This window comes from Epilithonimonas sp. (genome assembly GCF_032055105.1).
In the GTDB taxonomy this organism is placed as follows: domain Bacteria; phylum Bacteroidota; class Bacteroidia; order Flavobacteriales; family Weeksellaceae; genus Epilithonimonas.
This window is the reverse complement of sequence record NZ_DAMBRK010000013.1, coordinates 46,679-72,234: the sequence shown is the minus strand read 5'-3', so window position 1 is coordinate 72,234 and position 25,556 is coordinate 46,679. Positions and strand designations below refer to the sequence as shown.

Below are 25,556 nucleotides of genomic sequence, written 5' to 3'. Positions count from 1 at the left end.
TATTGGGAGCGGAAGGCGGATTAAGCTGCCCAAAATAATAAAAAGCACTGAAGTTTGACCTCCAATGCTTTTTATAACTAACTACTAACTTTAACTTATTTTTCTTAACTGTTCTTAAGAGCTTCTGCTCCAGAAACAATTTCTAATATCTCATTGGTAATGGCAGCCTGTCTTGCTTTGTTGTAGAAGATTCTTAGTTCGTTTCTAAGCGCTTCTGCATTATCGGTTGCCTTGTGCATTGCTGTCATCCTTGCACCGTGTTCTGATGCTACAGAATCCAAGACAGCTTTGAAGATTTGAGTTTTGATAGATTTAGGAATCAATGTTTCCAAAATCTCTTGTCTTCCAGGTTCGAAGATGTAATCTACGTTAACCTCAGAAGTGGTTTTCTCCGTTGAAACAGAAATTGGCAAAACCTGCTCAGTAACCACTTCCTGCGTTGCAGCATTGATAAACCTGTTGTAAACAACATAAACTTTATCAAATTTTCCTGCTTTGAAATCCGCCATTACTTTGCCCGTCATATTTGAAACGTAGTCGAAAGAAAGGTTGTCAAACAGAGAACTGTGGTTTTCGTAAACCGTTCTGTTTTTTCTCAACGCATCAAAAGCTTTTTTACCGATGGTTAAAACTTCAACTTCTACGTTTTCGTTAGCTGCGAATTGAGTGTTCAATTCTTTGATAACAGAAGAGTTGAAAGCTCCAGCCAAACCTCTGTTGGAAGTTACGGTAATGAAAAGGACTTTTTTCACTTCTCTTTCTACTGCGAACTCAGAGATGTTTTCTGCATCAGATGCTGCACTTACATTCTCTATAATCTCCTGAAGTTTTTCAGAATAAGGTCTCAGCATTACGATTGCGTCCTGTGCTTTTTTTAGTTTCGCAGCGGAAACCATTTTCATCGCACTTGTAATCTGCATCGTAGAAGATATAGATGAAATTCTGCCTCGTATTTCTTTTAAGTTTGCCATTCTAAATATTCAAAGTTTAAAATTCAGAGTTTAACGTTGATTAAACTCTGAACATTGAATTTTTTTAATTATACTTCGCTGCAAGGTCAGTTGCAACTTGTTTCAAAGTACCTGTGATTGAGTCATCAATCTTACCAGCTTTAAGTGCTGACATTACTTCTGGGTGTTTGTTCTTCAGGAAGTCAACATATTCCACTTGGAATTCTTTAACTTTTCTGATTGGAACATTTCTCAATAAGTTCTCAGTTCCTGCATAAATCATAGCAACTTGATTTTCTACTGGAAGTGGAGAGTTAACTGGCTGCTTAAGAAGCTCCACGTTTCTTTCTCCTTTAGAAATTACTGCTAGAGTTGCAGCATCCAGGTCGGAACCGAATTTAGCAAACGCTTCCAATTCTTTATATTGAGCTTGGTCTAGTTTCAAAGTACCAGACACTTTTTTCATTGATTTAATTTGAGCATTACCTCCTACTCTCGATACAGAGATACCAACGTTAATCGCTGGACGAACCCCAGAGTTGAATAAATCAGACTCCAAGAAAATCTGTCCGTCTGTAATAGAGATTACGTTTGTTGGGATATATGCAGAAACGTCACCCGCCTGAGTTTCGATAATTGGAAGCGCAGTTAAAGAACCACCTCCTTTTACGATTGGTCTAAGAGATTCTGGAAGGTCGTTCATCTGAGCAGCAATAGTATCATCAGCGATAACTTTCGCAGCTCTTTCCAACAATCTTGAGTGTAGGTAGAAAACGTCTCCTGGATAAGCCTCACGTCCCGGTGGTCTTCTCAATAGAAGAGAAAGCTCACGGTAAGCAACCGCTTGTTTTGACAAATCATCATAAACAATCAAAGCTGGTCTACCAGTATCTCTGAAGAACTCACCGATAGATGCACCTGCCATTGCGGAATAAACCTGCATTGGAACTGGGTCAGAAGCGTTAGCAGCTACAACAACTGTGTAAGCCAAAGCACCTTTGTCTTCTAATGTTTTAACGATTTGAGCTACAGTCGAAGCTTTTTGTCCGATTGCAACATATATACAATATACTGGTTGTCCAGCATCATAAAATTCTCTTTGATTGATAATGGTATCAATAGCCACAACTGTTTTACCAGTTTGTCTATCACCAATAATCAACTCTCTTTGTCCTCTTCCTACAGGAATCATTGAGTCAATCGCAACGATACCAGTTTGTAATGGTTCAGTTACCGGCTGACGGAAGATAACACCTGGAGCTTTTCTCTCCAATGGCATCTCATAAAGGTCACCACCGATAGGTCCTTTACCATCGATTGGGTTTCCTAATGTATCAACAACTCTACCAAGCATTCCTTCACCAACTTTGATAGAAGAGATTCTTTGAGTTCTTTTTACAGTATCACCTTCTTTTACCAATTTGGATTCACCCAAAAGTGCAACCCCAACATTATCTTCTTCAAGGTTAAGAACGATACCTTCTACTCCAGCCTCGAATTTTACCAATTCTCCGTACTGTACGTTCTCCAAACCGTAAACACGAGCAATACCGTCACCTATCGTAAGAACAGTACCAACTTCTTCTACGTTAGATTGGGTATCGAAATTTGCTAATTGCTGCTTCAGTATCGCTGATACTTCTGCCGGATTTATTTCTGCCATTATATGGTTGTTTTTTCTTAATTAAGTTGAAATTCTTTTTTGATATTGCCCAGCTTAGTTCTCACTGAAGCATCAATTTGCTGGTCACCGATTCTTAAGATATAACCTCCAAGAATCTCTGGTTTGATAATAGTTTCCAAATCATAGTTAGAAACATTCACCATTTTGGAATCAGCAATGATTTTATTAATATTATCTTGAGACAAAGCCGTTGCCGAAACCAAAGTAATTCTTTGAGTACCTTTGATATCTTCTACTTTATTGATGAATTCTTGAGCAATATTCTTAAGCTGACCTTCTCTTCCCTGTTTGATAACAAGTCTGATAATGTTTTTAGCAACTGGAGAAAAATCTTTGAATATTTCTAAAGCAATTGCTTCTTTCTTTCTTGCATCAATGATTGGGGTGTTCACAAAATGATTCAGTTCTTTAGAAGAAGTCATGATTTTCACAATATCTTTCATTTCACTGAAAACAGTTTCTGTGTTACCGGACTCCTGAGTGAAATCCAATAAACCCTGTGCGTATCTTTTAGCTACTTTAGATGTTAACATCCTGATTAGTTAAGGTTAGATTTGTTAAGAATATTTTCTACCAAAGCGTTTTGAGCACCATTGTCGTCCAATTTTTCTTTTAAGATATTTTCGGCAATAAGAACAGACAAAGAACCAATCTGATTCTTTATATCAGCCATTGCTGCTGATTTTTCACTTTGGATAGACTGTCTCGCTGCAGCAATTAGTTTTTCACCTTCTACCTTAGCGTTATCTTTAGCTTCATTTACTATTTTATCTTTAAGCTCTCTTGCTTCTTTAAGAATACCATCTCTTTCGGCTCTAGCTTCACGAAGAATCCTTTCATTATCTTCTTTTAGCTGAGTCATTTCTTGTTTTGCAAGCTTAGCCTGGTTAAGAGCATCAATAATAGTAACTTCTCTTTCGTTAACCGCTTTTAAAATAGGCTTCCAAGCAAAACTTCTTAGTAATATAACAAGAAATAAAAATACGATTGCTGTCCAAAATATATTACCAATAGAGGGAGTTAATAAATCCATTATTTATTTTAATATTTAGTTATTTGTTCTTAAAAATAAATTATTAAAAAAGTATTCTATGAACCAACCGTTCACAGAATACTTTATAATTTTCTTATCCGTTTCCTAGTAATGCTACTACGATACCGAAAAGACCAGCTCCTTCAATAAGAGCAGCTGCGATAATCATTGCAGTTTGGATTTTACCTGATTGCTCTGGTTGTCTTGCAATACCTTCCATTGCTGAACCACCAATTTTACCAATTCCTAATCCAACTCCTAGAACTGCTAAACCAGCTCCGATTGCTGCGATACTACCTGTCATAACTTATAATTTAAAGATTAATTATTTTATTTTATTAATGATCATGAGCACTTTCTACGGCACTACCAATAAATAACGCGGTAAGCATTGTAAAAATATAGGCTTGTAATGCTGCGACTAAAACTTCTAGTACATAAATAAACAAGGCCAATCCTAAAGACACAGGCGTAATAGCATACGTGCCTAGTATAAATATTAAAGATATCAAACTCATGATAATGATATGCCCTGCTGTCATATTAGCAAAAAGACGAATCATTAATGCAAATGGTTTTGTAATAATACCTAAAAGTTCAACAGGAACCAAGATTATATAAACCAATATTTTCCCTGCAAATGGCATATTTTTCCCTAATGGATCTATCATATGCATCCAATACGTCTTTTTCCCACTCAAATTAACTACCAACAAGGTAAATACTGACAACACCAAAGTAAAAGCAATATTACCAGTTGTATTGGCAGAACCTGGGAAAAGTCCAATAATATTAAGAATCCATATAAACAAAAACAAAGTCACCAAATAAGGCACATATCTTTGATATTTTACAGACCCTATATTTTGCAAAGCAATATCATCCCTTACAAACAATATCAACGGCTCCATAAACTTCGCCAATCCAGAAGGAATATTTGATTTTCTATAGCTAGCAGCAGTTAAGAAACCGATAATTAGCAACAATACCCCCGCAACAAACATCTGTGCTACTACTTTTGTAATAGATAAATCTATAGGCATTTTATTAGTTGGATGTCCATCATGTTCAGTTATATCACCAGCAGCATTTGTTTGATATATTTTATTGTGATGTATTTTATAATACTTCCCATCAACTTCAGCTACTCCTTCCTCATCATGACCAAATCTCTCTGAACTAAAAACCTTAAGACCATTATCTATTAAAATCACAGGCAAGGAAAAACCAAAAGAATCATGTCCCTCTCCCCACAAATGCCAAGAATGCGAATCTTGAACGTGATGCATAATAAAAGGAACCGGATTGTATTTTTTTTCCTTTTCAGAAAGCTCTTCACCCAAAGTTTGCGCAAAAATTTGCCCGAAAATAAAAACAGTAATAACGATGTATATTTTTTTAAGACTCATAGCCAGATAATTCTTAATTTTTTGCAAAAATATGAAATTAATATAACATACGACAGTAACCTATAAAATTAATTAGATGATATTAATCTTGTTTTTTCAACAACCTCAAAACAAGAAACATATCAACAGTCAAATAAATCCAATAGAATACAAAGTAAACAACCGTGTTAGAAACAAAATCGGATTTGAATTGATAAAACAAAAATGCAACAGCAAAAAACTTAAAAACAACTAATCCTAGAAAAACAAACCCAATTTCTTTATACTTTGTAAAATTATAAAATCCTAAAATAATCAAAAATCCAATGAGATGAACAGAAAATAACCCTAGTTGAAGTTTATTATTAATCTTATATTCTTGTCCAAATTGATATACAAACAATGTACAGAAAAACCCAATTATCAAAAATGAAACAAGGCAAAGTAGTGAGTTTTTTAGTTTATGCATAATTGGCAAATTTATGACTTTTGAATCAATCAACCTATTCGTGATTTTTCTATAAAAATTTCTTATTTTTGCAACTTTAAATATCTTTTTAAAGTTATGTTCAACAGTTTACAAGACAAGCTAGATAAAGCGCTTCATAATATTTCCGGACGTGGAAAAATCACGGAAATCAACGTTGCAGAAACGGTAAAGGAAATCCGAAGAGCATTGGTGGATGCCGATGTAAATTATAAAGTTGCAAAAGACCTTACTAAAAGAGTTCAGGATAAAGCGATTGGTGAAAACGTTTTGACATCGCTAACGCCGGGACAATTGATGACGAAAATTGTTCACGACGAATTGGTAAACCTAATGGGAGGTTCTCAAGAAGGAATCAACCTTTCCGGAAAGCCAACTGTGATTTTGATTGCCGGTCTTCAAGGTTCCGGTAAAACAACTTTCTCAGGAAAATTAGCCAACTATCTGAAACAAAAAAGAAGCAAAAAACCTCTTTTGGTAGCTTGTGACGTTTACAGACCTGCGGCGATTGACCAGTTGAAAGTTCTTGGAACTCAAATCAATATTCCTGTTTACACGGAAGAAGAAAATAAAAATCCTGTTGCGATTGCTGAGAATGCCATTAATTATGCAAAATCAAATGGATTTGACACCATCATCGTGGATACGGCTGGTCGTTTGGCGATTGATGAACAAATGATGAACGAAATCAAGTCTGTTCATCAAACGATTAAACCGACTGAGACACTTTTCGTAGTAGACTCGATGACAGGGCAAGATGCGGTAAATACTGCAAAAGCCTTCAATGACACTTTGAATTTTGACGGAGTTGTTCTTACGAAATTGGATGGTGATACACGTGGTGGAGCTGCATTAACAATCCGTTCTGTGGTTGAAAAACCAATCAAATTCATCTCTACCGGAGAAAAAATGGAAGCTCTTGACCTTTTCTATCCGGAAAGGATGGCGGACAGAATTCTTGGAATGGGAGACGTTGTTTCCTTAGTTGAGAGAGCTCAGGAACAATTTGATGAAGAGGAAGCGAAGAAACTTCATAAGAAAATTGCTAAGAATGAATTTGGTTTTGATGACTTCTTGAAGCAAATCAATCAAATCAAGAAAATGGGTAATATGAAGGACCTAATGGGGATGATTCCGGGTGTTGGAAAAGCTATCAAAGATGTGGACATCAATGACGATGCTTTCAAACACATTGAGGCGATTATCCACTCAATGACTCCTGACGAAAGAAGAAGACCTTCTATCATCAATGTTTCCAGAAAACAAAGAATTGCGAAAGGTGCAGGAAGAAAACTAGAAGAGGTGAATGCCTTGATGAAACAATTTGACCAAATGGGCAAAATGATGAAAATGATGCAAGGTCCTCAAGGTAAACAAATGATGCAAATGATGAGCAAAATGCCAAATATGCCTGGAATGGGTGGCGGTTTATTTGGGAGATAATAAATAATTTTAAAATTACAAAAGAGACCTTTTCAACTTTGAAAAGGTCTTTTTTATAAAGCAAACTATCTGTTTTTTAATAGTAACCACATTGTCTTATTAGAAACCCTTGTTCCTTTATTTGTATAAGAATATACTACCCAGTATGAGTCTGTTGTTAAAAGCATATTATTAACTTTTCCATTCCAAAAATAATCTTTGGTATGAGTAAAAAGCAACTTTCCATATCTATCATACACTTTAAGTTCAAGATCTTGAAAAACATTAAGTAATGAGTAATCCCAAACATCATTAAAACCATCATTATTTGGTGAAAATGCGTTTGGTAATGTTACTGACTCTGGGATTACTGCGGGCCTAACAAGATCAACTTTTTTGATAACATAGCAACCATGTTGATTTGTGATTCTTACGTAAACCACATTAAGCAGCTCCGAGAAATTAGATAAATGGTCAATTAGTTGATTTTGTTGATTTTCTGCATCATCCAAAGCTGAATAAAAATCGAAAGTTTCGTTATTTTCATTATTAATGGCTGAGTTCAAATCAAAATAATAGACGTCGTCTAGAAAAGATTTTGGTTGAATTTCTGATTTTATATCTGCTATTGGACTTGGAAGAATAAAGAAATTGGCTTTATAAACCTCATAATAACCATCTGTGGCAGTAATTTTGTAAATTAATCTATCGGTTCCTGTGAATGAATCTGTCATCTTAACAATTAATTTCCTATCACTAATCGTTGCAATTCCATTATTAGGCTGTGTAAGTATTTCTAGTTGCGAAAAAACATGACCTGCTTCTGTAAATTTTGTATCTATTTCAAAACTTGCGCAAACATTTCCAATATCAACGTCATAAACATTGTATGGGCAATTGGGAACAAAAACGGGAGTTGTCGTAAAACTAAATCCTGTATAAGTAACCACACATTGGTAATTGCCTTCTACTAAAGGGTGGTAATCATAACTATTAGCTCCGGGTATATCTACGCCATCCAATTGCCATTGAAATGTCATAAAATCTTGGTTACTTAATTTCAAATATACACTTTCCTGTATGCAATTTCCATTAACTAAAATGTATGGATCATTAGAGAAACCAGTATAACTACTACCATAGCCTGCATACTCAAATCCGCCTACGAGATCGACATTAAAACCTTTGTCCGACTGTATTTCTACATCACCTGAAATTGGAACAACCGTATAATACCCCCATCCATCTTTTCCTACCATAGGTGATAGATTATTTGATATTAAAGATCCATTTAATTTAACATTAGCACCCACTGGCGTTTTTATAGATAATTTTGATTGTCCAACAATACTTCCCAGCCTATCAACTGAGGGTATTTTTAAAATATTTTTTAACCCTAGTAACGGATTAGGAAAATAGTCTTTGTCCAAAGGATATGAAAAAGTCATTCCGCTACTACTCAAAGTAAAATCGGGGCTTGGTCCTTTTATTACAAAATTGAATCCACCTATAAGTTGATATAAATACACTGGTTCCGATGCTCTAATATACATACCTCGTGTAGGAATAACTAAACTTTGAGGATTTGTAAATGATGGCTGATTACCATCTATAAATTTTTGTTTTCCATAGGGACCAATAAAATGTTCACCAGCATTAAGTGTTGCAAAGGGTTGATTTTCATTATTAAAAAAAATCTTTGTATTATTTTTTGTTGCAACAATAATAGACTTTTCCATTGCGGTTTCTGTCTTAGTCATCCCGTTGACCAAAAAGTACTCTTTCCCAATTTTACTTGTAGGGACACTTTGATCCATGTTAATTCCACCGAAATCACTTTCTCCTAAATCTTGACTAAGGAAATTGCCATTAGTAACTATAATTGATTTATCCGAAGTTATTTTTGCTCCAATTAGATTTGGATCCCAATCATCTAAAATAACCTGCGGATTAGGATTATCCTGTTTTCTTGCAACAAGTAAATAAGATTCACCTTTATTTAAAGTGATATTTAATTCATTACTTTTATCTCCATTAATAAATATTAAATTCGAATCATAATCTGAAATACTAATATTTGTATTATCTTCTGTTGCCATGATAGAAGCTTGATAATGCTTTCCCGCTGGACTATTTCCGTACAATATAATTTGATCATTAACTACAAAAAACTCTTTACCTAAAGCAGTTTTACCTTTTGACGCAATAATCTCGGATTTACATCCACTTCTGCATCCAGCAAGTCTTAAACTTGCATAAAAACTTTTTTGCCCTGTGAGGTGCAACCCCATGGTTGTAGGCACCATTGTCCTTAATACAGAACTTGCTTCTATCATAGATATTTTAGGCACTGGAAACTCCACAGGTGAATCCTTTGAAACGGTAATTGTAGAGATTAGGGTATTATTATTATATATTTTGACGGGAAAACTATCCTCTTTATCAGTAGATATGTATACACTCAACTGCGTAATATCATAAGGAGAAGTTCTAAAATAGGGAGGAAACCAATGCTCCAAATCTAACTGAGCATATGCAAATACGTTTATATAAATAAAAAATAAAAAATATACTTTCTTATACATACTCAAAAATACAAATAAAAAAAAGAGACTGCCACCGACAGTCTCTTTTTTTTTTAGAAATATAACTTTAATTAGTTAGCATCCCAAAATAACTTTGTAATAGCTTTATCTCCACCTATTTTTGTAGCAGCAGCTGTTACGTTTGGAGCATTAAGTACATATTCTTGATCAGAATAAGGCATTCTTACAGGCACTCCTTCAAGTTGAGAGTTTTCTGGATTTACAAAAACTGGATAATCCAATCTTCTAGAAAAACTCCAAGCAGCAAAACCTCTGTTAAACATTGCAACCCAAGCCTGCACACCAATAGATTGCTTCCAATTAGTAGCATCATAAGGATTAGCAGCTAAATAAGCTGTAGTATCTGCTGTAGAAACAGAGTTTTCTGACATAGAAGCAATTATAGCAGCGTTATAAAAGCTTGCTGCTGTTCCTCCTACAGAATAACCTCTTGCTGCTGCTTCAGATTTCAAAAATAAAACTTCTACATAGCTAAGTAAGTTAGCAGGAGCGCTAGATGATTTGAAGACATCACTCATATGAGAAAAATCTGGGAACGTGTTAAGCTCTCCAAAAACACCTCCTACATAAGCACCATCTACTTGAGTAAACCAAACTGCACGTCTAGGGTCGTTATTAGTATTCATAGTATTGATAATAAGTTCCGAAGGAACATAATCATTTCTAGGACCTAGATCGTCGTAATTAGGATTAATAAATGTACCTCCATCAAATTTGAATACATAAGACTCATCTTCGCTAGAAATTACACCACTAGCAATAGCTGCTTCTGCTGCAGATTTTGACAAAGCTGGATCAACATCAGCTAAGTTCATCGCTAATCTTAGTTTTATAGAATTTGCAAAATGCTTCCATTTTGTCATATCTCCTGAATACACAATATCTCCCCCGTCGGTATATCCGTTGCTAGACTCATTTATAGTAGCTATTGCGGCATCTATCCTGCTTAATAAACTCACATAAATTTCTTTTGCATCATCATATTTTGGTGAGTATACTTGCTCATTAGCTTTAAAAGCCTCGCTATAGGGAATATCACCAAAAGTATCTACAAGGTTCTCCCATACAAAAATTTCAGAAATTTCTAATGAAGCAAGTTTGTTAGCTTTTACAGCTGCAGAGTTGGCTTCAGTTTCAAGATTCACTTTTGCAGTTTTGTAATTGTTTATCGAATAAACATACATCCTGTTAAAATGATTTCTTGGCTGATTTCTAGTTACTAGATTATAAGTAGTTTCATCTGTATAGGTAGTCTGCGCCCATTGTTGAGTAAAGAATCTGTAGTTATTAAAATTTACACTTCCCGTAAACATATAATAAGAAGACTGTTGCAACCCCATTGCCAATAGATTCTGGGATGGCAATACAGATGGGTGTTTGGGATCGTCATTTAAAGAGGTTAAATCTCTTTCACATGATGTTAAGCTCATTGCAGCTACAACACCGATTGTTAATATATTAAATATCTTTTTCATTTTTATAATTTAGAATTTTAATGTTACGTTTAGACCAATATCTCTAGTTGTTGGAAGAGAACCGATTGAATATCCGTAAGAGCGGAGACCTCCACCCACCATAGCTTCTGGATCTGCATCAGGTAAATTTTTGTGGATAATCCATAAGTTCCTACCTACAATAGACACTTTAGCTTCGTTAACAAAAGTTCCGGAAAGTAAAGATTTTGGTAAAGAATAACCTATGCTAGCTTCTCTTAGTTTAACATAAGACCCATCGTAAACAAATCTCTTAGCAGGCATACGAGCATAACCATCCAATGAACCAAATGCAGAAGGGTTAGCTGTTACAGTTGTGTTAGTTTGACCATTAGGGTTTACACCTTCCCAAACAACTCCACTTTCTCTATAATTTTCTGTACCTTCATACAAACCAGTTGCTAATCCATAATATTGATCTAGAGAAAATATATCACCTCCTTTTCTAACATCAATCAAGAAGCTAAGTGAAAAACCTTTATAATTAAAACTATTTCTTATACCACCAATCCAATCTGGAGTAGCATTACCAATAACTTTATTATTTTCTCTAAGATATCTACCTGTAGTAGCATTAACTACCTTTTGACCATCTAAGTAAACATAATCAGATCCAATTAGCGTACCCCACGCCTCACCAATTCTTGCATTCATGGAAACTCCTCCTTGGAAAGAAGCTAATAAATAATTTTGTGAATCTCCTGCTAATGAAACAACTTTGTTCTCATTTTTAGACCAGTTGATGTTCATATTCCAAGTGAAATTTGGAGTTTTGAAAGGAACTAATCCTAAACTAACCTCATAACCTTTGTTATCAATTTGTCCTGCATTAATGTACTGAGTTGTAAATCCTGTTGCAGAAGAAACTGGCAAAGCAATAATTTGATCAATAGTTTTGGTTTTGTAATAAGCAAGATCTAACGTAATTCTATCTTTTAAGAAATGAACTTCTGTACCAATTTCAAATTCTTTTGATCTTTGTGGCTTAAGCTCTTGATTATTATTGGTTGTTACAGAATTATAAAGTCCTACACTAGACTCTCCATTGCTGAAAACTCCAGCAGAAGTATAAGTATTAATCAAAGAATATATAGGAGCTGTTCCACCCACCTCGGCATAGTTAGCTCTAATTTTCCAAAAACTTAACCAATCTGCCTTAATTAGCTCTGAAGCAATGAACGATCCCGTAATTGACGGATAGTAATATGAATTATCACTTGCAGGAAGCGTTGAACTTTGATCTCTTCTAAAAGTAGCATCTAAATAGAAAGTCTTGTAAAAATCCACAGATGCAGTGGCATACAAACTATTAGTTTGAGAAATTTCTAATCTTTCTGCTGGCGCCAATGGCGATAAAACTGAATTACTTACAGCATAAATACCTGGAACTACTAATCCACCCTCTGTAGAAGCATAAATTGAATTTAAATAATTTCTTCTAATATTACCTCCAGCAATACCGCTTACATTGATATTATCTGTGATATTAAACTTATAATTTAAGAAAACATCATAGTTAGTCTCTGTTTGAGTAATATCTTGTCTAGCATAACCAGATCCTACATTGTTACCAGAAGCGCCAAAAGCTTGCAATAGAGAACCTTGTGCCAATCTATTTTCAATAGACAATGTAGATCTATCATAAGATACCTTACCCGTTAAGCTGAAATTTTTGTTAAAATCATAAACCAATTGCCCATAACTAAAACTTCTATTTCTTTTATCAGAAGTGTAGCTTTCATAAGCTTGGAAATATGGATTATTCCAGAAAGTTGGCTCTCCGTTTGCAGCACTTGTACGGTTCCAAGTTACATTTCCATAATTATTTGCAGCTGTGGCATTGTTGATACCATATTGATAAGCACGCTCCAAATCCTTAAGATCTACATTGGTTTGCCACCATTGTCTAAAGCCACCAACTAAGTTATCACTATAACCAGTAGTATTTCTCCCTTTTGTATCTTGAAGTGTTAATGTAGAATAAAAAGAAGCATGCAATTTATCAGTAAGGTCATAATTTACCTTTAATGACATTGTATTTTTTGCAATGTGAGAATTAGGCATTAATCCATCAGCTGTCATATTATCATAGCTAAATAAGATATTCTTACCTTTTTGACCTTTCTCTAAACTAACCGTATTTGTATAAGTTATTGGCGTGTTAAAAAACTCAATAGGCCCATTCTTTGCTGCTACCCAAGGTGTTGCTTTTCCATAGTTAGGAGAACTCGGGTCAAAAGAATCCCATTGATAAACTAAAAGGTTTGGATCAAATGCAGGTCCCCATGATGCATCATCTGTATAGTTAGCATACGGTGTTCCGTCTGCCGCAGAAGAAGTGAATGATGGATCATAACCAGCTCCATATTTTGTTTGATATTTAGGGAAAGTGCTTTTATCTATAAAACCAGCCTGCACAGTTGATGACCATGTTACACCCCAAGAACCATCATCTTTACCCTTACCATTTTTAGTAACAATTACGATAACCCCGTTCAAACCTCTTTCTCCATAAAGTGCAGAAGCTGCAGCTCCTTTTAACACGTTTATGGACTCAATGTCTTCTTGATTGATATCTGACAATGCGTTACCATAATCAATTTGTGACCCATACGTTGAATTATTATTCACAGGAGATCCGTCAATAACAATTAATGGATTTCCACCACCAACACCTTTAATACCTCTAATTAGTAAGTTAGCTGAACCTCCAAAGTTAGTATTTGTTGTTACATTAAGACCAGCAACCTTACCTGATAATTGAGCAGCAATATTACCCGTGTTAGTTGTTCCATCAGATAATGCATCTGCTTTTATCTCTTGAGATGCATATCCCAAAGATTTTTTTTCTCTTTTGATACCCAAAGCCGTAACTACTACACCTTCGATATCTTGCGTATTCGCTGTATCTTTTACCGTTTGCGCAGAAACCATTGCAAAAGACGACGAAAGAACTACTGCCAACACGCTTGTTGTTAATTTTTTCATATCAAATCAAATTTTTCAATAAGCAAAAATGCAAAACATTATTAACATATGCAATACAAAATGTTAATAATTCCTTAAAAACTTACATTAAACACAATTTTTGAAGCATTTTGCTTTAATAAATCATCAAAATAGCAATAAAATATTACCAAATTAACAATACCCCATATCTAGATATCCTCCCTTAACAAAAACTAAAAAAACCTATTTAAAACCACTCTAGCACAAGATTAGTACATCTTAAAAAATAAGCCTCATTCGGTAATTTTATCTTATTAAAAATTTAAAATATTAACAGATTTATCATTTTTTTTTAAAAGTAGATTTTAACGTAGTTATCAACACACTCTAGCAAACCAATACAAATAATTTACATATTATAACAATTTTAACATCATCCAAATACCATCTATCACCATTTTAACATAAAAAGCCATCTCATTTAAAATGAGATGGCTTTATTTATGATAGATACTATTATCTAGTTATCATATCCTGGATTAGAAACTATTGGCGTATTGGCAATATTGGTTTCTTTTCTTGGAATAGGGAAAGCTAGCATAGTTTCTGCTACATTAGCTGGTTTGAAAGACTTATCTCCCCAACGCAATAGATCCCACTGTCTTTGACCTTCTCCTAGAAGTTCTTTCAATCTTTCCAATTTAAGATCTTCCATAGTTACACTTGTAGCTGCCGCTAAACCTCTATTAGTAACAATATCATTATAGTACTCTAAAGCTTTAGCCGAAGAACCACCGTTAAGTTCTGCTTCTACACCTGCTAGCAAAACCTCTTCGTAACGTATCATTTTGATATTATCAGCTCCGTTATCATGCGTATATTTTCCTGTAACAAAATAATCACCTGCATCCTCAGTAATCAATTTCAAACGAGCATCATTAGCTTCATATAAATCAACAACACCTTCTTTCAACTGAATATTAGCATAACCCTGTAGACCAATTAAGTAACCATAAGAATCTGTAGCAAGAGCAGAATTAATTCCTACCGCAAGCTCAAACATAGAGTTGGAAGCCGCCCCATTCATCTGATAACTAAAAAACACATTCACAAGTGCTGCAGGTGCTACCGAATAATTGCCAGAAGCAACAACATCGTTAACTAACGATCTTACTTTTGCATAATCTTTTTTATACAGATAGAAACGAGTCATTAAGCCTTTTAGAGCATTGATAGACAAATCAGTTTTTACTGCAGCTTGATCATACCCTGCATTAGCCTCCATCATTTGAAGTGCCTTGGTGAAATCTGCATCGATCTGAGCTTCTGTTTCTGCAACACTAGCACGTGGCATAAGTGCTTTAGGATCATACTTAGTTGGCAAAACAATACCTACAGAACCTCCACTAAATTGTTGACCATACAGCTTCAACAAGTCAAAGAACGCTACAGCTCTAAGACCATAAGCTTCTCCTTGAAGATATTCTGCAAAATTAGCATCTGTAAAACCTGACACATTGGTATTAACTACAATATTAGCCTTGGCTACTGTTTCATATATTTTATTCCAAGTATCACCGGCATAGGCGTCATTAGAAAGCATGGTGTAGTTTTGAACATTTAGAAAATAACCACCTGCGGTATTACTAAACATCTCATCGGAACGTACTTCTCCGTATCCTAGATAATTTGCACCATAATAATCTGCTGATCTCATAGAAGAATAAATACCCCTAACAAAAGCCTGAACCTCATCTGACGACTTAAGATCAGATTGTATGATTGCTTCATTGAATACGGTTTCTACAAAATCATCACTACAAGAAGTTGTTAAGGTGAACAAAGATGCAGAAAATATAGCGATTGAAAATAATCTCTTTTTCATTTTTTTAATTTTTTTTGTTTTTAGAAACTTGCGTTAAAACCTATTAAGAAAGACTTAAGAACAGGTAGATTCAAATCTGTATATCCTGCCACATTTGTTTCAGGGTCAAACTTCAGATTTTTATCAAATCTATGCGTCCATGCATTATTAGCCATTACATAAATCTGCACACTGTTCAATAATGTACCCTGTAATTGATCACGGTCAAAAGTATATCCAAATCTTGCATTACTCAAACGGATATAATCACTATCATATAAGAAACGTGTGGATGCTGCGTTAGATCTTTTGTTACCACCGTAGATTGGCTTAGGATTAGCTGCATTGGTATTTTCTGGTGTCCAATAGTTACCCATTACATCACCGTAACCAGGATAGGTGGCATTATATTGACCATCACTCATCGTATACCTTGCCCAGTTATCATAGATCTTACCTCCAAATCCATAAGTAAATTGTAGATCAAGAGCAAAACCTTTATAGCTTAAGTTAGTATTAGCACCACCAAAAAGAGTACTTAAAAAAGAACCTTGAGTTGCTTGCTGTGCTTCTGCATAATTGTTTGTTGTAGCACCGTCTTTACCATTAATATACCATAGTGGATCACCATTGGTAGGATCTACACCTGCCCATTTTCTTAAAAAGAAAGTTCTTACACCTTCTCCTTCTCTTAGGATTGTTGTACTTCCAATAACATCACCTCCGTAAAGCTCTGTCACCTCATTATGCAAAGTAGATAAGTTACCTCCAATACTCCAATTGAACGCATCTCTACCTCCTCTGAAAATATCTGCATTTACAGAAAATTCAAAACCACGGTTCACCAAAGAACCAATATTATCCACGTAACCACCATAAGACAATGATCCATCAGAGTTTGTAATAATACTTCCTTGTGACGTAGATAACGGACGGTTATAAATTAGATCCTGTGTTTTCTTGTTATAATATTCTGCTGACAATGTAACTCTGTTATTCCAAAAACCGAAATCTAAACCAACGTTGAACGGCTTGATAGTCTCCCAAGAAAGATTAGGATTATCAAAACCTGTATAAGATGCTGCTGGTGTATCATTATAATTGGTTGTAAACATATAAAGCGCATAAGGATTAGCAGACACCTGATTACCTATTTTACCATAAGAGGAACGAAGTTTCAACATAGTAAGCACATTATTATCTCTTAACATCCCAAGCTTTGCAACATCAAAACCTAACCCCGCAGACCAGAAATCACCTGCTTTTTGACCTGGCTGGAATTGAGAAAGATAATCTCTTCTATATGAACCATCTACCATAATGATTTTATCATAATCATAATGCGCCGTTACTGCATATCCCCAACGTGATGTTGGTTTTTCTGATCCATTGTAACCAAATGGCACAACAAAATTATCCAAAGTCTGAAGCGTTGGAGACCCAACTCCAATACCTGTAGCGGTTAAGTATTTACGATCAGATTTATAAGCTTCTTGAATCGCAGAAACCTCTACATTATGTACATCAAAACTATGATTCCAACTTAAAATATTTTGTAAATTGAAATTAAAATATCTATTAAAAGAAGTCCTTTGATAACCATTATAATTGTAACCATCACCATGTTTTGGAGACCAATAAGTATCCTCCTCAACATTGATATATTCTGGAGCAAAAACAAATTGATATTTCAAATTGTCCAAAATTTGATACTCTGCTTTCAAATTACCAAAAATTCTAGCCGTTCTAGCTTCGTTATAATTATTCTGCTGAAGAAAAGCAGGGTTAAACATATTATTAGACAAACGGCCATTGCTTACTGAGCCTAGATAGAAAGAACCATCTGCATTACGTACAGGATCCGTTGGTCTATTAAAGTACTGCGCCAAAATTGGATTAGAAAATGCACCACCATCAGACAAAGTATTAATTTTACCAAATGACGCTTGGAAATCTGTAGAAATCTTTAATTTATCCGTTGCTTTATATGAAACTTTAGTTGTGAACGCCAAACGATTAAAATCTGAACCTCTAACAATACTCTCCTGAGTCATGTAATTAGCAGATGCATAATAAGTTAAACGGTCATTAGCTCCTGATAAGTTAAAATCAATATTTTGTTGAAAACCTTTCTTAGTGGTTTCTTTTAACCAATCTGTATCAGCAGTTGATTGAAACACACGCTGAATACCAGAACCTTCCAGACCTGCAAGAATCCCTGCTGAAGCTTCGTTAGGGTTAGCATAATCTGCTGGATATCTGTTTGCATAGGCAGTGGCAATATAAGACTTATACTCATCACTTGTAAAACCTCTATAAGACTTAACAGCTCTGTCATTATATCCTATATTAGAAGAAAAATTAAACTTAGCCTTTCCTTTTTTACCAGATTTGGTAGTAATAACAATTACACCAGAACCTGCATCAGCACCAAAAACAGCTGTAGAAACAGCATCTTTTAATACAGTAACACTTTCTATATCATCTGGGTTCATATTTGCCAAGACATTAGAAGTTGTTCCATTAGTTGTTAAATCACCAGAAGAAACACGCACACCATCTACAATCCAAACAGGAGATGTAACCCCATTGATAGAAGAGATACCACGCACACGTACACTAGCCATACCTCCTGGTTGTCCAGATGCATTACCCGTTTGCACACCAGACACGCGCCCTTGCAACATCTTATCTACAGAAGCCACTGGTACATCTTCTATAGACTTCGCGTTCATTGTACTAGTAGAACCAGTAACTTCTTGAACAGCCTTTTTTTGGCCAAACCCCATAATAACAACATTCTCAATTGCTGTCTCATTTGTAAGCGTGTCACTATTTTTTTGAGCCATTACCACTTGGCTTGTAAAAAACAGTACGCCTACAGTCATTACACTTAAACGTAAATTCATCTTAACAGATTTTTAATATTTAGGACGGTAAATTTGTTAATTAAAATTAACACTACCAACTCATAATAAAAACCCGATTATTTTTATGAATAATCAATTTTAAAAATTTAAAAAAATTAACTAAAAATAATTAAAAATAAAACCAAATCATTAAGTAAAAACCAAAACAAAAACAGCAAACTTAAAAATGCTACATTTCAAAATTTATTTTAAAAAAACCTTATTTATAAACATTAAAAATAACACCAAATAAACTTAAACAAACATCAATCAATTGACTATCAGTACAATAACACTAAAAACCAAAATAAAACCTCATGAAAACAATACAATATTTTTCAATCTATTTACATTTATTTAATTTTTTATGAATTTTAAAAAATAAATATAATTCAATAAAACAGCAAAAAACAACAAAACTAAAACATCAAAAAACAAAACAAATACTACCCAATATATCTCAATTAACATTTTTAACAAAAATAAAATAAAACGCACCAACCATTAAGATATTCAAAAAAAACACAAACAAGCAACGACATCCATAAAATAAAATAGATACACTATTAAAATCTTAAGCAGATTCATAACAAGCAAATCAATTTCACACGTTAATTTAAGTCTAATTTAACCTCAATTTTAAAAATTATTTAAAATAAATTATCGTAATAATTCTAAACAAAACCTATTCAAAAACTAATCTTTCCCACAAATGATGCTTAAATTTGAAAACTTAAATCAATACTCAATTACATAATGATAGAACTCCACAATAGCTTCTCAGAAACCTTTATAGAAGCAGGATGCGATGAAGTTGGAAGAGGCTGTCTCGCAGGACCTGTTGTTGCAGCAGCTGTGATAGTTGACAAAAATTTTAAGCAAAATTTAGTTAACGATTCCAAAACGTTAAATTTTAAAACCAGACAGAATCTTGATTTATACATTAGAGAAAACGCAGTAGACTTTGCAATTGCAGAACTTTCTCCCGAATTCATTGACCAACATAATATATTGAACGCCAGTCTCCACGCAATGCATCGCGCACTTGACCAGCTCAAAGTCAGACCAGAATTAATTTTAGTTGACGGCAACAAGTTCCATCCTTACAATTACATTCCACACCATTGTGTTATAAAAGGTGACAGCAAATATCTTTCAATCGCAGCAGCCTCAATTCTTGCAAAAAACTACCGTGACAATCTGATGATAAAACTTCACGATGAGTTTCCTGAGTACGGATGGAATACCAATTTTGGCTATTGCACCAAAGTCCACCAAAAAGCATTGAAGAAATATGGTCCAAACATCCATCACAGAAGATCTTTTCGATTAGATTATGATGTAGAAATATAACCTACAATTTCATTAGAACTACTTCTTGTAAAACTAAAACCTACTCCCATATTCCATAAGTACCATTCCCGTACATACTCCATACATACCCCGTACATACTCCGTATCATCCCGTACAAAAAAACACATTCAATTATTTTTTTTTAAAACAATCTAATTAACCAAAACAGCACCTTTCAATCTTCACGATATTGGTTATATTTGTTTTATGCAAAACTCATACATTGTTATCAACGCTTCTGCAGGTTCGGGGAAAACTTATCGTTTGGTTCAGAATCTTTTAATGATTTGCCTTAGGTATCCAAATCAATCAGATGCAATCCGAACAATTCTAGCATTGACTTTCACCAACAAAGCCGCCAAAGAAATGAAGGAAAGAATTCTTTTTTATCTTGGCGAATTCGTGAAAGAGAATTATTCCGAAAATCAAGACCTTAAAAACATTCAGGAAGCATTAGCTGAGAAAGGTTATAGAGTGCCTTTAGAAGATTTGCATTACCGTTCCCAAAAAGTTCTAGATTATATTCTACACCACTACTCTACGCTTAATATCGGAACAATTGACAAGTTCAACTCCCGATTGGTAAAGAGTTTTTCTTATGAATTAGGGTTGGCTCAGAACTTTAATCTGGAGATTCAGCCAGAACCTTATTTGATAGAAGCGGTTGACAAAATGCTGGACGAAATTGGCGAAGATGAAACCGTTTCAGACGCATTTATGGATTTCATTAATTATAATTTGGATAATAATGAACGTGTCAATCTCAACCAAACACTTTACAATTCGGCGAAGAAATTTGTGAGCGACGTCCATTATCAACCTTTGCAAGACAATAAAGATTTTGAATGGCAAGCTTATGAAAACAAAAAAAATGAACTCCGAGAAAATATAAATTCTTATAAAACAAAATCGCTTGAAATTACAAAACAAGCTTTAGAATTAATTAAAAATCGAGGCATTGAAATCGAGGATTTTGCAAGTGGAAAAAGTGGAATTGGTGGATTCTTCGTTAATATGTTGGAGTTTCATAAAATCAAAGACAAGAAATTCCCTTTCCCAACAACTTCGGAAGAATCCAAGATTGAAACTTTCCAAAAAGGCGCCTCCACAAAAGGAAAACACAAACAATCCGAAATTCTGGACATTCTTCCCCAACTCATTTCTTGGCGAAGAGAAATCATTGAACTTTATATTAATTCTCAGAAAAAGGAAAAAGTTCTACAAGCGATTCTTCCTTTGAAAGTGAATGCGGATATTCAGAAAAAATTATTGGAGATTGAGGAAGAAAATGACTTGGTTCTACTTTCGAAATTTAATATTTTAATTAATGAAAATCTCAGAAATGAACCTTCAGCCTTTATTTATGAAAAAGTAGGAACACAGTTTCAGCATTACTTTTTTGATGAGTTTCAGGATACTTCATCGATGCAATGGCAGAATTTTCTTCCACTTCGAGATAACAGCATCACTTCCGACAACACAAGTTTTACGATTGTGGGCGACCCGAAACAGAGTATTTATAGATTTCGTGGTGGAGAGAGTGAATTGATGCTCGACATTATTAATAAAAAAGAAATCACACCGAAGTTCGCCACGCTGGAAAACCTCGAATTCAATTGGCGAAGTGCAAAAAACATTGTCGATTTTAATAATCGATTGTACGATTTTATGTCGCAGGATTTGAATGAGGAACATCAGAAAATATTCGGAGAAAATGCTGTTCAAGGTGCAAAATCCAAATTGGAAGGTCGAGTGAAAATTCATCTTTTAGAAAATTCTACCAAAGATATTTTCTATGAAGAAACGGTCGCAAAAATGCAGAATGACATCCAAGAAAGTCTGGACAACGGTTTTGATTTTTCTGACATTACCATTCTTTGTCGAGGAAATTCGGATATTTTCAATTACTCTCAATTGTTAGGGAATTTGAAAGTTAATTATAAAGGAAAAGAAACCTATATCAAAACGATTTCTGAAAAAGGATTGACGTTGGATTTAGCATTTACATTAAAAGCTTTGATTGAGTTTTTGAAATGGAATCTTGTTCCTAAGAATCGTCAGTTTTTGGTAAAAATGATGTACTTTTTGAACGTTTCTGGAAGAATTAAAATGACAGATTTCACTTCGGAAATTAAAGAAATACTGAACCTTGAATCGAAAACTGAAATTGAGGAGTTTATTAATTCGAAATATAATGTAAAGCTTGTTCAAAAAGATATTCCTCAACTGAATCTTTATAATTTCATCGAATATTACGTTCACGAATTTTCTGTTGAGAATAAGGAAACCGATTTCCTTCTGAATTTCTTGGAAATGCTTCATAATTACACTCAAAATGCAGGCGCAACATTGAAAGAATTTTTGAAATTCTGGGAAGATGAAGCTTCGAAGATCAGTATTCAGGCGAGTGAAAATGTGGATGCTATTCAGATTATGACCATTCACAAAGCGAAAGGTCTGGAATTCCCCGTTGTTTTTATCCCAATGGAGAATAAAAATAATGACACCAAATTCTCCGAATGGTTTGACCTCGACAGCCAAGATGAGCTTAAAACCGTCATTCTTAATCAGTTTTCTCCTGAACTGGAAAGATATGATGAGGAATTAGCCAACTTCAACTTTATCAATTCTTATCGAAATAAAATTGACCGTTTCTGCATTCAATATGTGGCGACAACGCGACCTGTAGAACAACTATTTTTATACCTAGAAAAGCCAAATAAAACCACTAACTATCTGGAATTACTTGATTTTGTGACACAATTTCAGCCAACAGAAAATGGTGAATTATTAGATTCTTTTGATGTATTCGAAACCTCAACAGAATCTTTAAAAAAGCAAAAGAGAAAAGAAAAAAAGGAATACATGTCGGAAAATATCCAGTCGATTTCCCAATCTATTGAAAAGACTTCAAAAATTGAGATTGCCACAACTTCCAAAAGTTATCAGAATCGTGTAGAACACGTAAGAATGGGGATTTTCACCCACGAGATTTTATCCAAAATCAATACTAGAAAAGATGTGATTAAAGTCCTGAATTCTTATGTTTTGGAAGGAACAATTACAAGTGAAGAAAAAACGTCAATCTTTGAAAGAATTGAATCCGTCCTTAATAATGACAATTATTCCGTCTATTTTGAAGCCAATTTGAAAATCATCAACGAAAGAGAAATGCTTGCCATTGAAAATGAAACATCAAAAACTTACCGCCCCGATAGATTGATAGAAACCAAAGACGGAATCATCATTGTAGATTTCAAAACTGGAGAAGAGAAGGAAAAAGATCAGAAACAAGTGGCTCTTTACAAAGAGAAGCTGGAGCAGTTTGGGAAAAAAGTAATTAAAACGGATGTGATTTATATTTAGATATTGAGAAAATAGACTAATAGATTATAGACAAAAATCCCGAGAATAATTTCTCGGGATTCTTATTTTATTTTTTGACAGCCGTTACAACCTGCCCTTCCATCTTGGTAATATTATCAAAAATCTGCTTGAAAGCTGGATAATATTCTTTTGGATAAACTGGATCTTCAACTGTCGTTGTGGTTTCTACAGTCAGTTTATTCCCTTCCTGCGTTACTTTATAAACATACTGAATTGCATTATCTTCTGTTCGGAATTTTTTGGACTTAGGAACATTTTCAAAAGCATAACCATCGGGCAAAGTAATGGTTACTTTTTTGATTTTATCATAACCTGTGTAAAGCTCGATTGGCGAACGTCTTTCATCCGTTTGATCAAACTGATGAGACTTGTTGTATAAAAACAACAATGGATTAAAAACTAATTTTCCACCAATCCCATCCACAAAAGTGTCGGAATCAAAATCAAAACTAGTCTGGAAATCATTATTATCTAACAACTCTGTTTTGATGTTGGTAAAGGGAAATGTATATCGATCTTTATAAGATTCTTGTTGGTAAGCTATTTTATCTTCATTATAACTTTCGTTGTTCATCATAGCATACAACATTGTATCTTTATCAGAAAAAGAACCTTCCACACTACCTGTCGGGTTTAGTTTTGCTTCTACAGTAAGATAAGTTACGCTTTTTCCTGGGCAAAAGATATTAACTTTTTTAGCTTCCTTCTCCGTCATTATATAACCATTATAATTAAGCGCACTTGGACGGATAAGATTAGGAATTGTCATCTTAGAAGTTGCATCATAGATCTTAGGTGTTCCAGCGATATCAAGAATTGCTAAAACATAATTGAGCTGATTAACAGAAGGTGAATGATCCAACAAGAGACCTCTTCCTACTGTAGATAAAACGACTGGTTGTGCTTCCAGACCTGCGCTTCTCATTAGCAAAATCAGTAAAATATTTATTTCTCCAGAGCTTCCAACCTTGGTTTCCAAAAGATTTTTAAGCCCTTTTCCTTCTTCTGCTCCTACAGTGTAATAGTTGTTCCAAGTATAATTCTTCTGAACATATTTTAAGATTGCGGCTGCTTTTTCTTCGGGAGAAGTCATATTCTTGATATCAGCAGGCAGAAGATCTTTCACATAGGATTTCTTTTTCAATTGCTCTCCAAAATACTCAGAATCGTACAATTGTTTTCTGATGTCTGACCAACTTACTGCATAAGATTTGAAACCGCCTAAATCACCAGATCCGTAAGCACCTGGCGTTCTTGTAATATTAGTAGAATTGAGTTCTGCTCTTATAGATGTTCTGTAATTATCTATGTTATGAACATATTTTTCATCTCTGTAAGGTGCAATATTTTCATACCCAAAACGATAAGTATAATATTCTCCACCATAGATAGTTCTATCGGAAACATCTCTGTTTTTAGGAGTTAAGCTTCCCTTGTAGTCAATATTAAATCCAAGATATTTTGGAAAATCCAAAACATAATCGAAACGTCTTGTTGGAACAATATCTTCTACCGTTATTTTATCTATAGACCAAACATAAGGCGATAAAATCGAATATTTATACTCCACAATAGAGCCATCTTTTACATTCTCAAAAGCAAATTTGGTAACAGTATAGTTCTTAGATTCTTTGGATTTATATTTAGAATTCTTTTCAACAGTTGTTGTTTCTACTTTGTCATTAACAAGATTGTAGGTATAAACTTTCAAAGAAGTTACTCTTTCAGACTTGTTGTTTTTCCCGTCATAAGTATAGATTTCTTGATTAAGAAATTTTTCTGCCTGATCTTTTTTATAAATCTTGACGCGGCTTATAACATCCAAATTCAATTGTCCATCTGTGATGTAATAATGATAAGATTTGAAAAGAATCTCAGCTGCTTCGGACGGATTTTTCACATAAGAAGTAGCTTTCAAATCATTGTTATCCAATTTTGGAAGGTCGAGATATTTGTATTGTGCAAAAATAGGTAGTACAGAAAGTATCAATACTAATTGTAAAATTTTTGTTTTCATTGATTAGGGTTAT

The 25,556-nt window shown here is 34.2% G+C and carries 16 protein-coding genes; 3 read left to right on the top strand and 13 right to left on the bottom strand.

Features of this window, described 5'->3' with window-relative positions:
- Positions 1 to 104 precede the first annotated feature (104 nt).
- From atpG to RTY06_RS11740, 7 genes are all read right to left on the bottom strand, one after another.
- Positions 105 to 971 carry an ATP synthase F1 subunit gamma gene (gene atpG / locus RTY06_RS11770; protein WP_312825088.1) on the bottom strand — a complete coding sequence of 289 codons (867 nt, stop codon included), beginning with the start codon at positions 969 to 971 and terminating at the stop codon, positions 105 to 107.
- 64 nt (positions 972 to 1,035) lie between these two features.
- Complete coding sequence (gene atpA, locus RTY06_RS11765; RefSeq protein ID WP_312825087.1) at positions 1,036 to 2,613, bottom strand: F0F1 ATP synthase subunit alpha; 1,578 nt, start codon at positions 2,611 to 2,613, stop codon at positions 1,036 to 1,038.
- A gap of 17 nt (positions 2,614 to 2,630) precedes the next feature.
- Positions 2,631 to 3,167: an ATP synthase F1 subunit delta gene (atpH, locus tag RTY06_RS11760; RefSeq protein ID WP_312825086.1), complete on the bottom strand. Its 537-nt coding sequence runs from the start codon at positions 3,165 to 3,167 to the stop codon at positions 2,631 to 2,633.
- Between the two features lie 5 nt (positions 3,168 to 3,172).
- Entirely contained in the window at positions 3,173 to 3,667 is a 495-nt protein-coding gene (locus tag RTY06_RS11755; RefSeq protein ID WP_312825085.1) for a F0F1 ATP synthase subunit B, read from the bottom strand.
- A 94-nt stretch (positions 3,668 to 3,761) separates the two neighbouring features.
- The gene (atpE, locus tag RTY06_RS11750; protein ID WP_034675836.1) at positions 3,762 to 3,971 is read right to left on the bottom strand and encodes an ATP synthase F0 subunit C; all 210 of its coding nucleotides are present in this window, start codon (positions 3,969 to 3,971) and stop codon (positions 3,762 to 3,764) included.
- A gap of 34 nt (positions 3,972 to 4,005) precedes the next feature.
- Positions 4,006 to 5,076, bottom strand: a complete 1,071-nt coding sequence (gene atpB, locus RTY06_RS11745; RefSeq protein ID WP_312825083.1) for a F0F1 ATP synthase subunit A — start codon at positions 5,074 to 5,076, stop codon at positions 4,006 to 4,008.
- A gap of 82 nt (positions 5,077 to 5,158) precedes the next feature.
- Positions 5,159 to 5,524 (bottom strand): hypothetical protein, encoded by a 366-nt coding sequence (locus RTY06_RS11740; protein WP_312825081.1) that lies wholly within the window; start codon positions 5,522 to 5,524, stop codon positions 5,159 to 5,161.
- 96 nt (positions 5,525 to 5,620) lie between these two features.
- On the opposite strand from RTY06_RS11740, the gene ffh reads away from it, so the two are divergent.
- On the top strand, positions 5,621 to 6,985 hold the full coding sequence (ffh, locus tag RTY06_RS11735) for a signal recognition particle protein (RefSeq protein WP_312825080.1): 1,365 nt from the start codon (positions 5,621 to 5,623) through the stop codon (positions 6,983 to 6,985).
- Between the two features lie 65 nt (positions 6,986 to 7,050).
- Here ffh and RTY06_RS11730 read toward each other — a convergent pair whose 3' ends face one another.
- From RTY06_RS11730 to RTY06_RS11710, 5 genes are all read right to left on the bottom strand, one after another.
- Positions 7,051 to 9,549 carry a T9SS type B sorting domain-containing protein gene (locus RTY06_RS11730; RefSeq protein ID WP_312825079.1) on the bottom strand — a complete coding sequence of 833 codons (2,499 nt, stop codon included), beginning with the start codon at positions 9,547 to 9,549 and terminating at the stop codon, positions 7,051 to 7,053.
- 71 nt (positions 9,550 to 9,620) lie between these two features.
- A complete protein-coding gene (locus tag RTY06_RS11725) occupies positions 9,621 to 11,045 on the bottom strand; it encodes a SusD/RagB family nutrient-binding outer membrane lipoprotein (protein WP_312825078.1) in 1,425 nt (474 codons plus the stop codon).
- 9 nt (positions 11,046 to 11,054) lie between these two features.
- Positions 11,055 to 14,051, bottom strand: a complete 2,997-nt coding sequence (locus RTY06_RS11720) for a SusC/RagA family TonB-linked outer membrane protein (RefSeq protein WP_312825076.1) — start codon at positions 14,049 to 14,051, stop codon at positions 11,055 to 11,057.
- Between the two features lie 481 nt (positions 14,052 to 14,532).
- A complete protein-coding gene (locus tag RTY06_RS11715) occupies positions 14,533 to 15,897 on the bottom strand; it encodes a RagB/SusD family nutrient uptake outer membrane protein (protein ID WP_312825074.1) in 1,365 nt (454 codons plus the stop codon).
- A gap of 20 nt (positions 15,898 to 15,917) precedes the next feature.
- Positions 15,918 to 18,785 (bottom strand): SusC/RagA family TonB-linked outer membrane protein, encoded by a 2,868-nt coding sequence (locus tag RTY06_RS11710; RefSeq protein WP_312825072.1) that lies wholly within the window; start codon positions 18,783 to 18,785, stop codon positions 15,918 to 15,920.
- 756 nt (positions 18,786 to 19,541) lie between these two features.
- Between RTY06_RS11710 and RTY06_RS11705 the strand changes: the two genes are divergently transcribed.
- Both RTY06_RS11705 and RTY06_RS11700 read left to right on the top strand, forming a co-directional pair.
- Positions 19,542 to 20,138, top strand: a complete 597-nt coding sequence (locus tag RTY06_RS11705) for a ribonuclease HII (RefSeq protein ID WP_409450852.1) — start codon at positions 19,542 to 19,544, stop codon at positions 20,136 to 20,138.
- Positions 20,139 to 20,346: 208 nt separating this feature from the next.
- Positions 20,347 to 23,505: a UvrD-helicase domain-containing protein gene (locus tag RTY06_RS11700; RefSeq protein WP_312825071.1), complete on the top strand. Its 3,159-nt coding sequence runs from the start codon at positions 20,347 to 20,349 to the stop codon at positions 23,503 to 23,505.
- A gap of 67 nt (positions 23,506 to 23,572) precedes the next feature.
- On the opposite strand, the gene RTY06_RS11695 is transcribed toward RTY06_RS11700, so the two are convergent.
- Positions 23,573 to 25,543 (bottom strand): transglutaminase-like domain-containing protein, encoded by a 1,971-nt coding sequence (locus RTY06_RS11695; RefSeq protein WP_312825069.1) that lies wholly within the window; start codon positions 25,541 to 25,543, stop codon positions 23,573 to 23,575.
- Positions 25,544 to 25,556 lie beyond the last annotated feature (13 nt).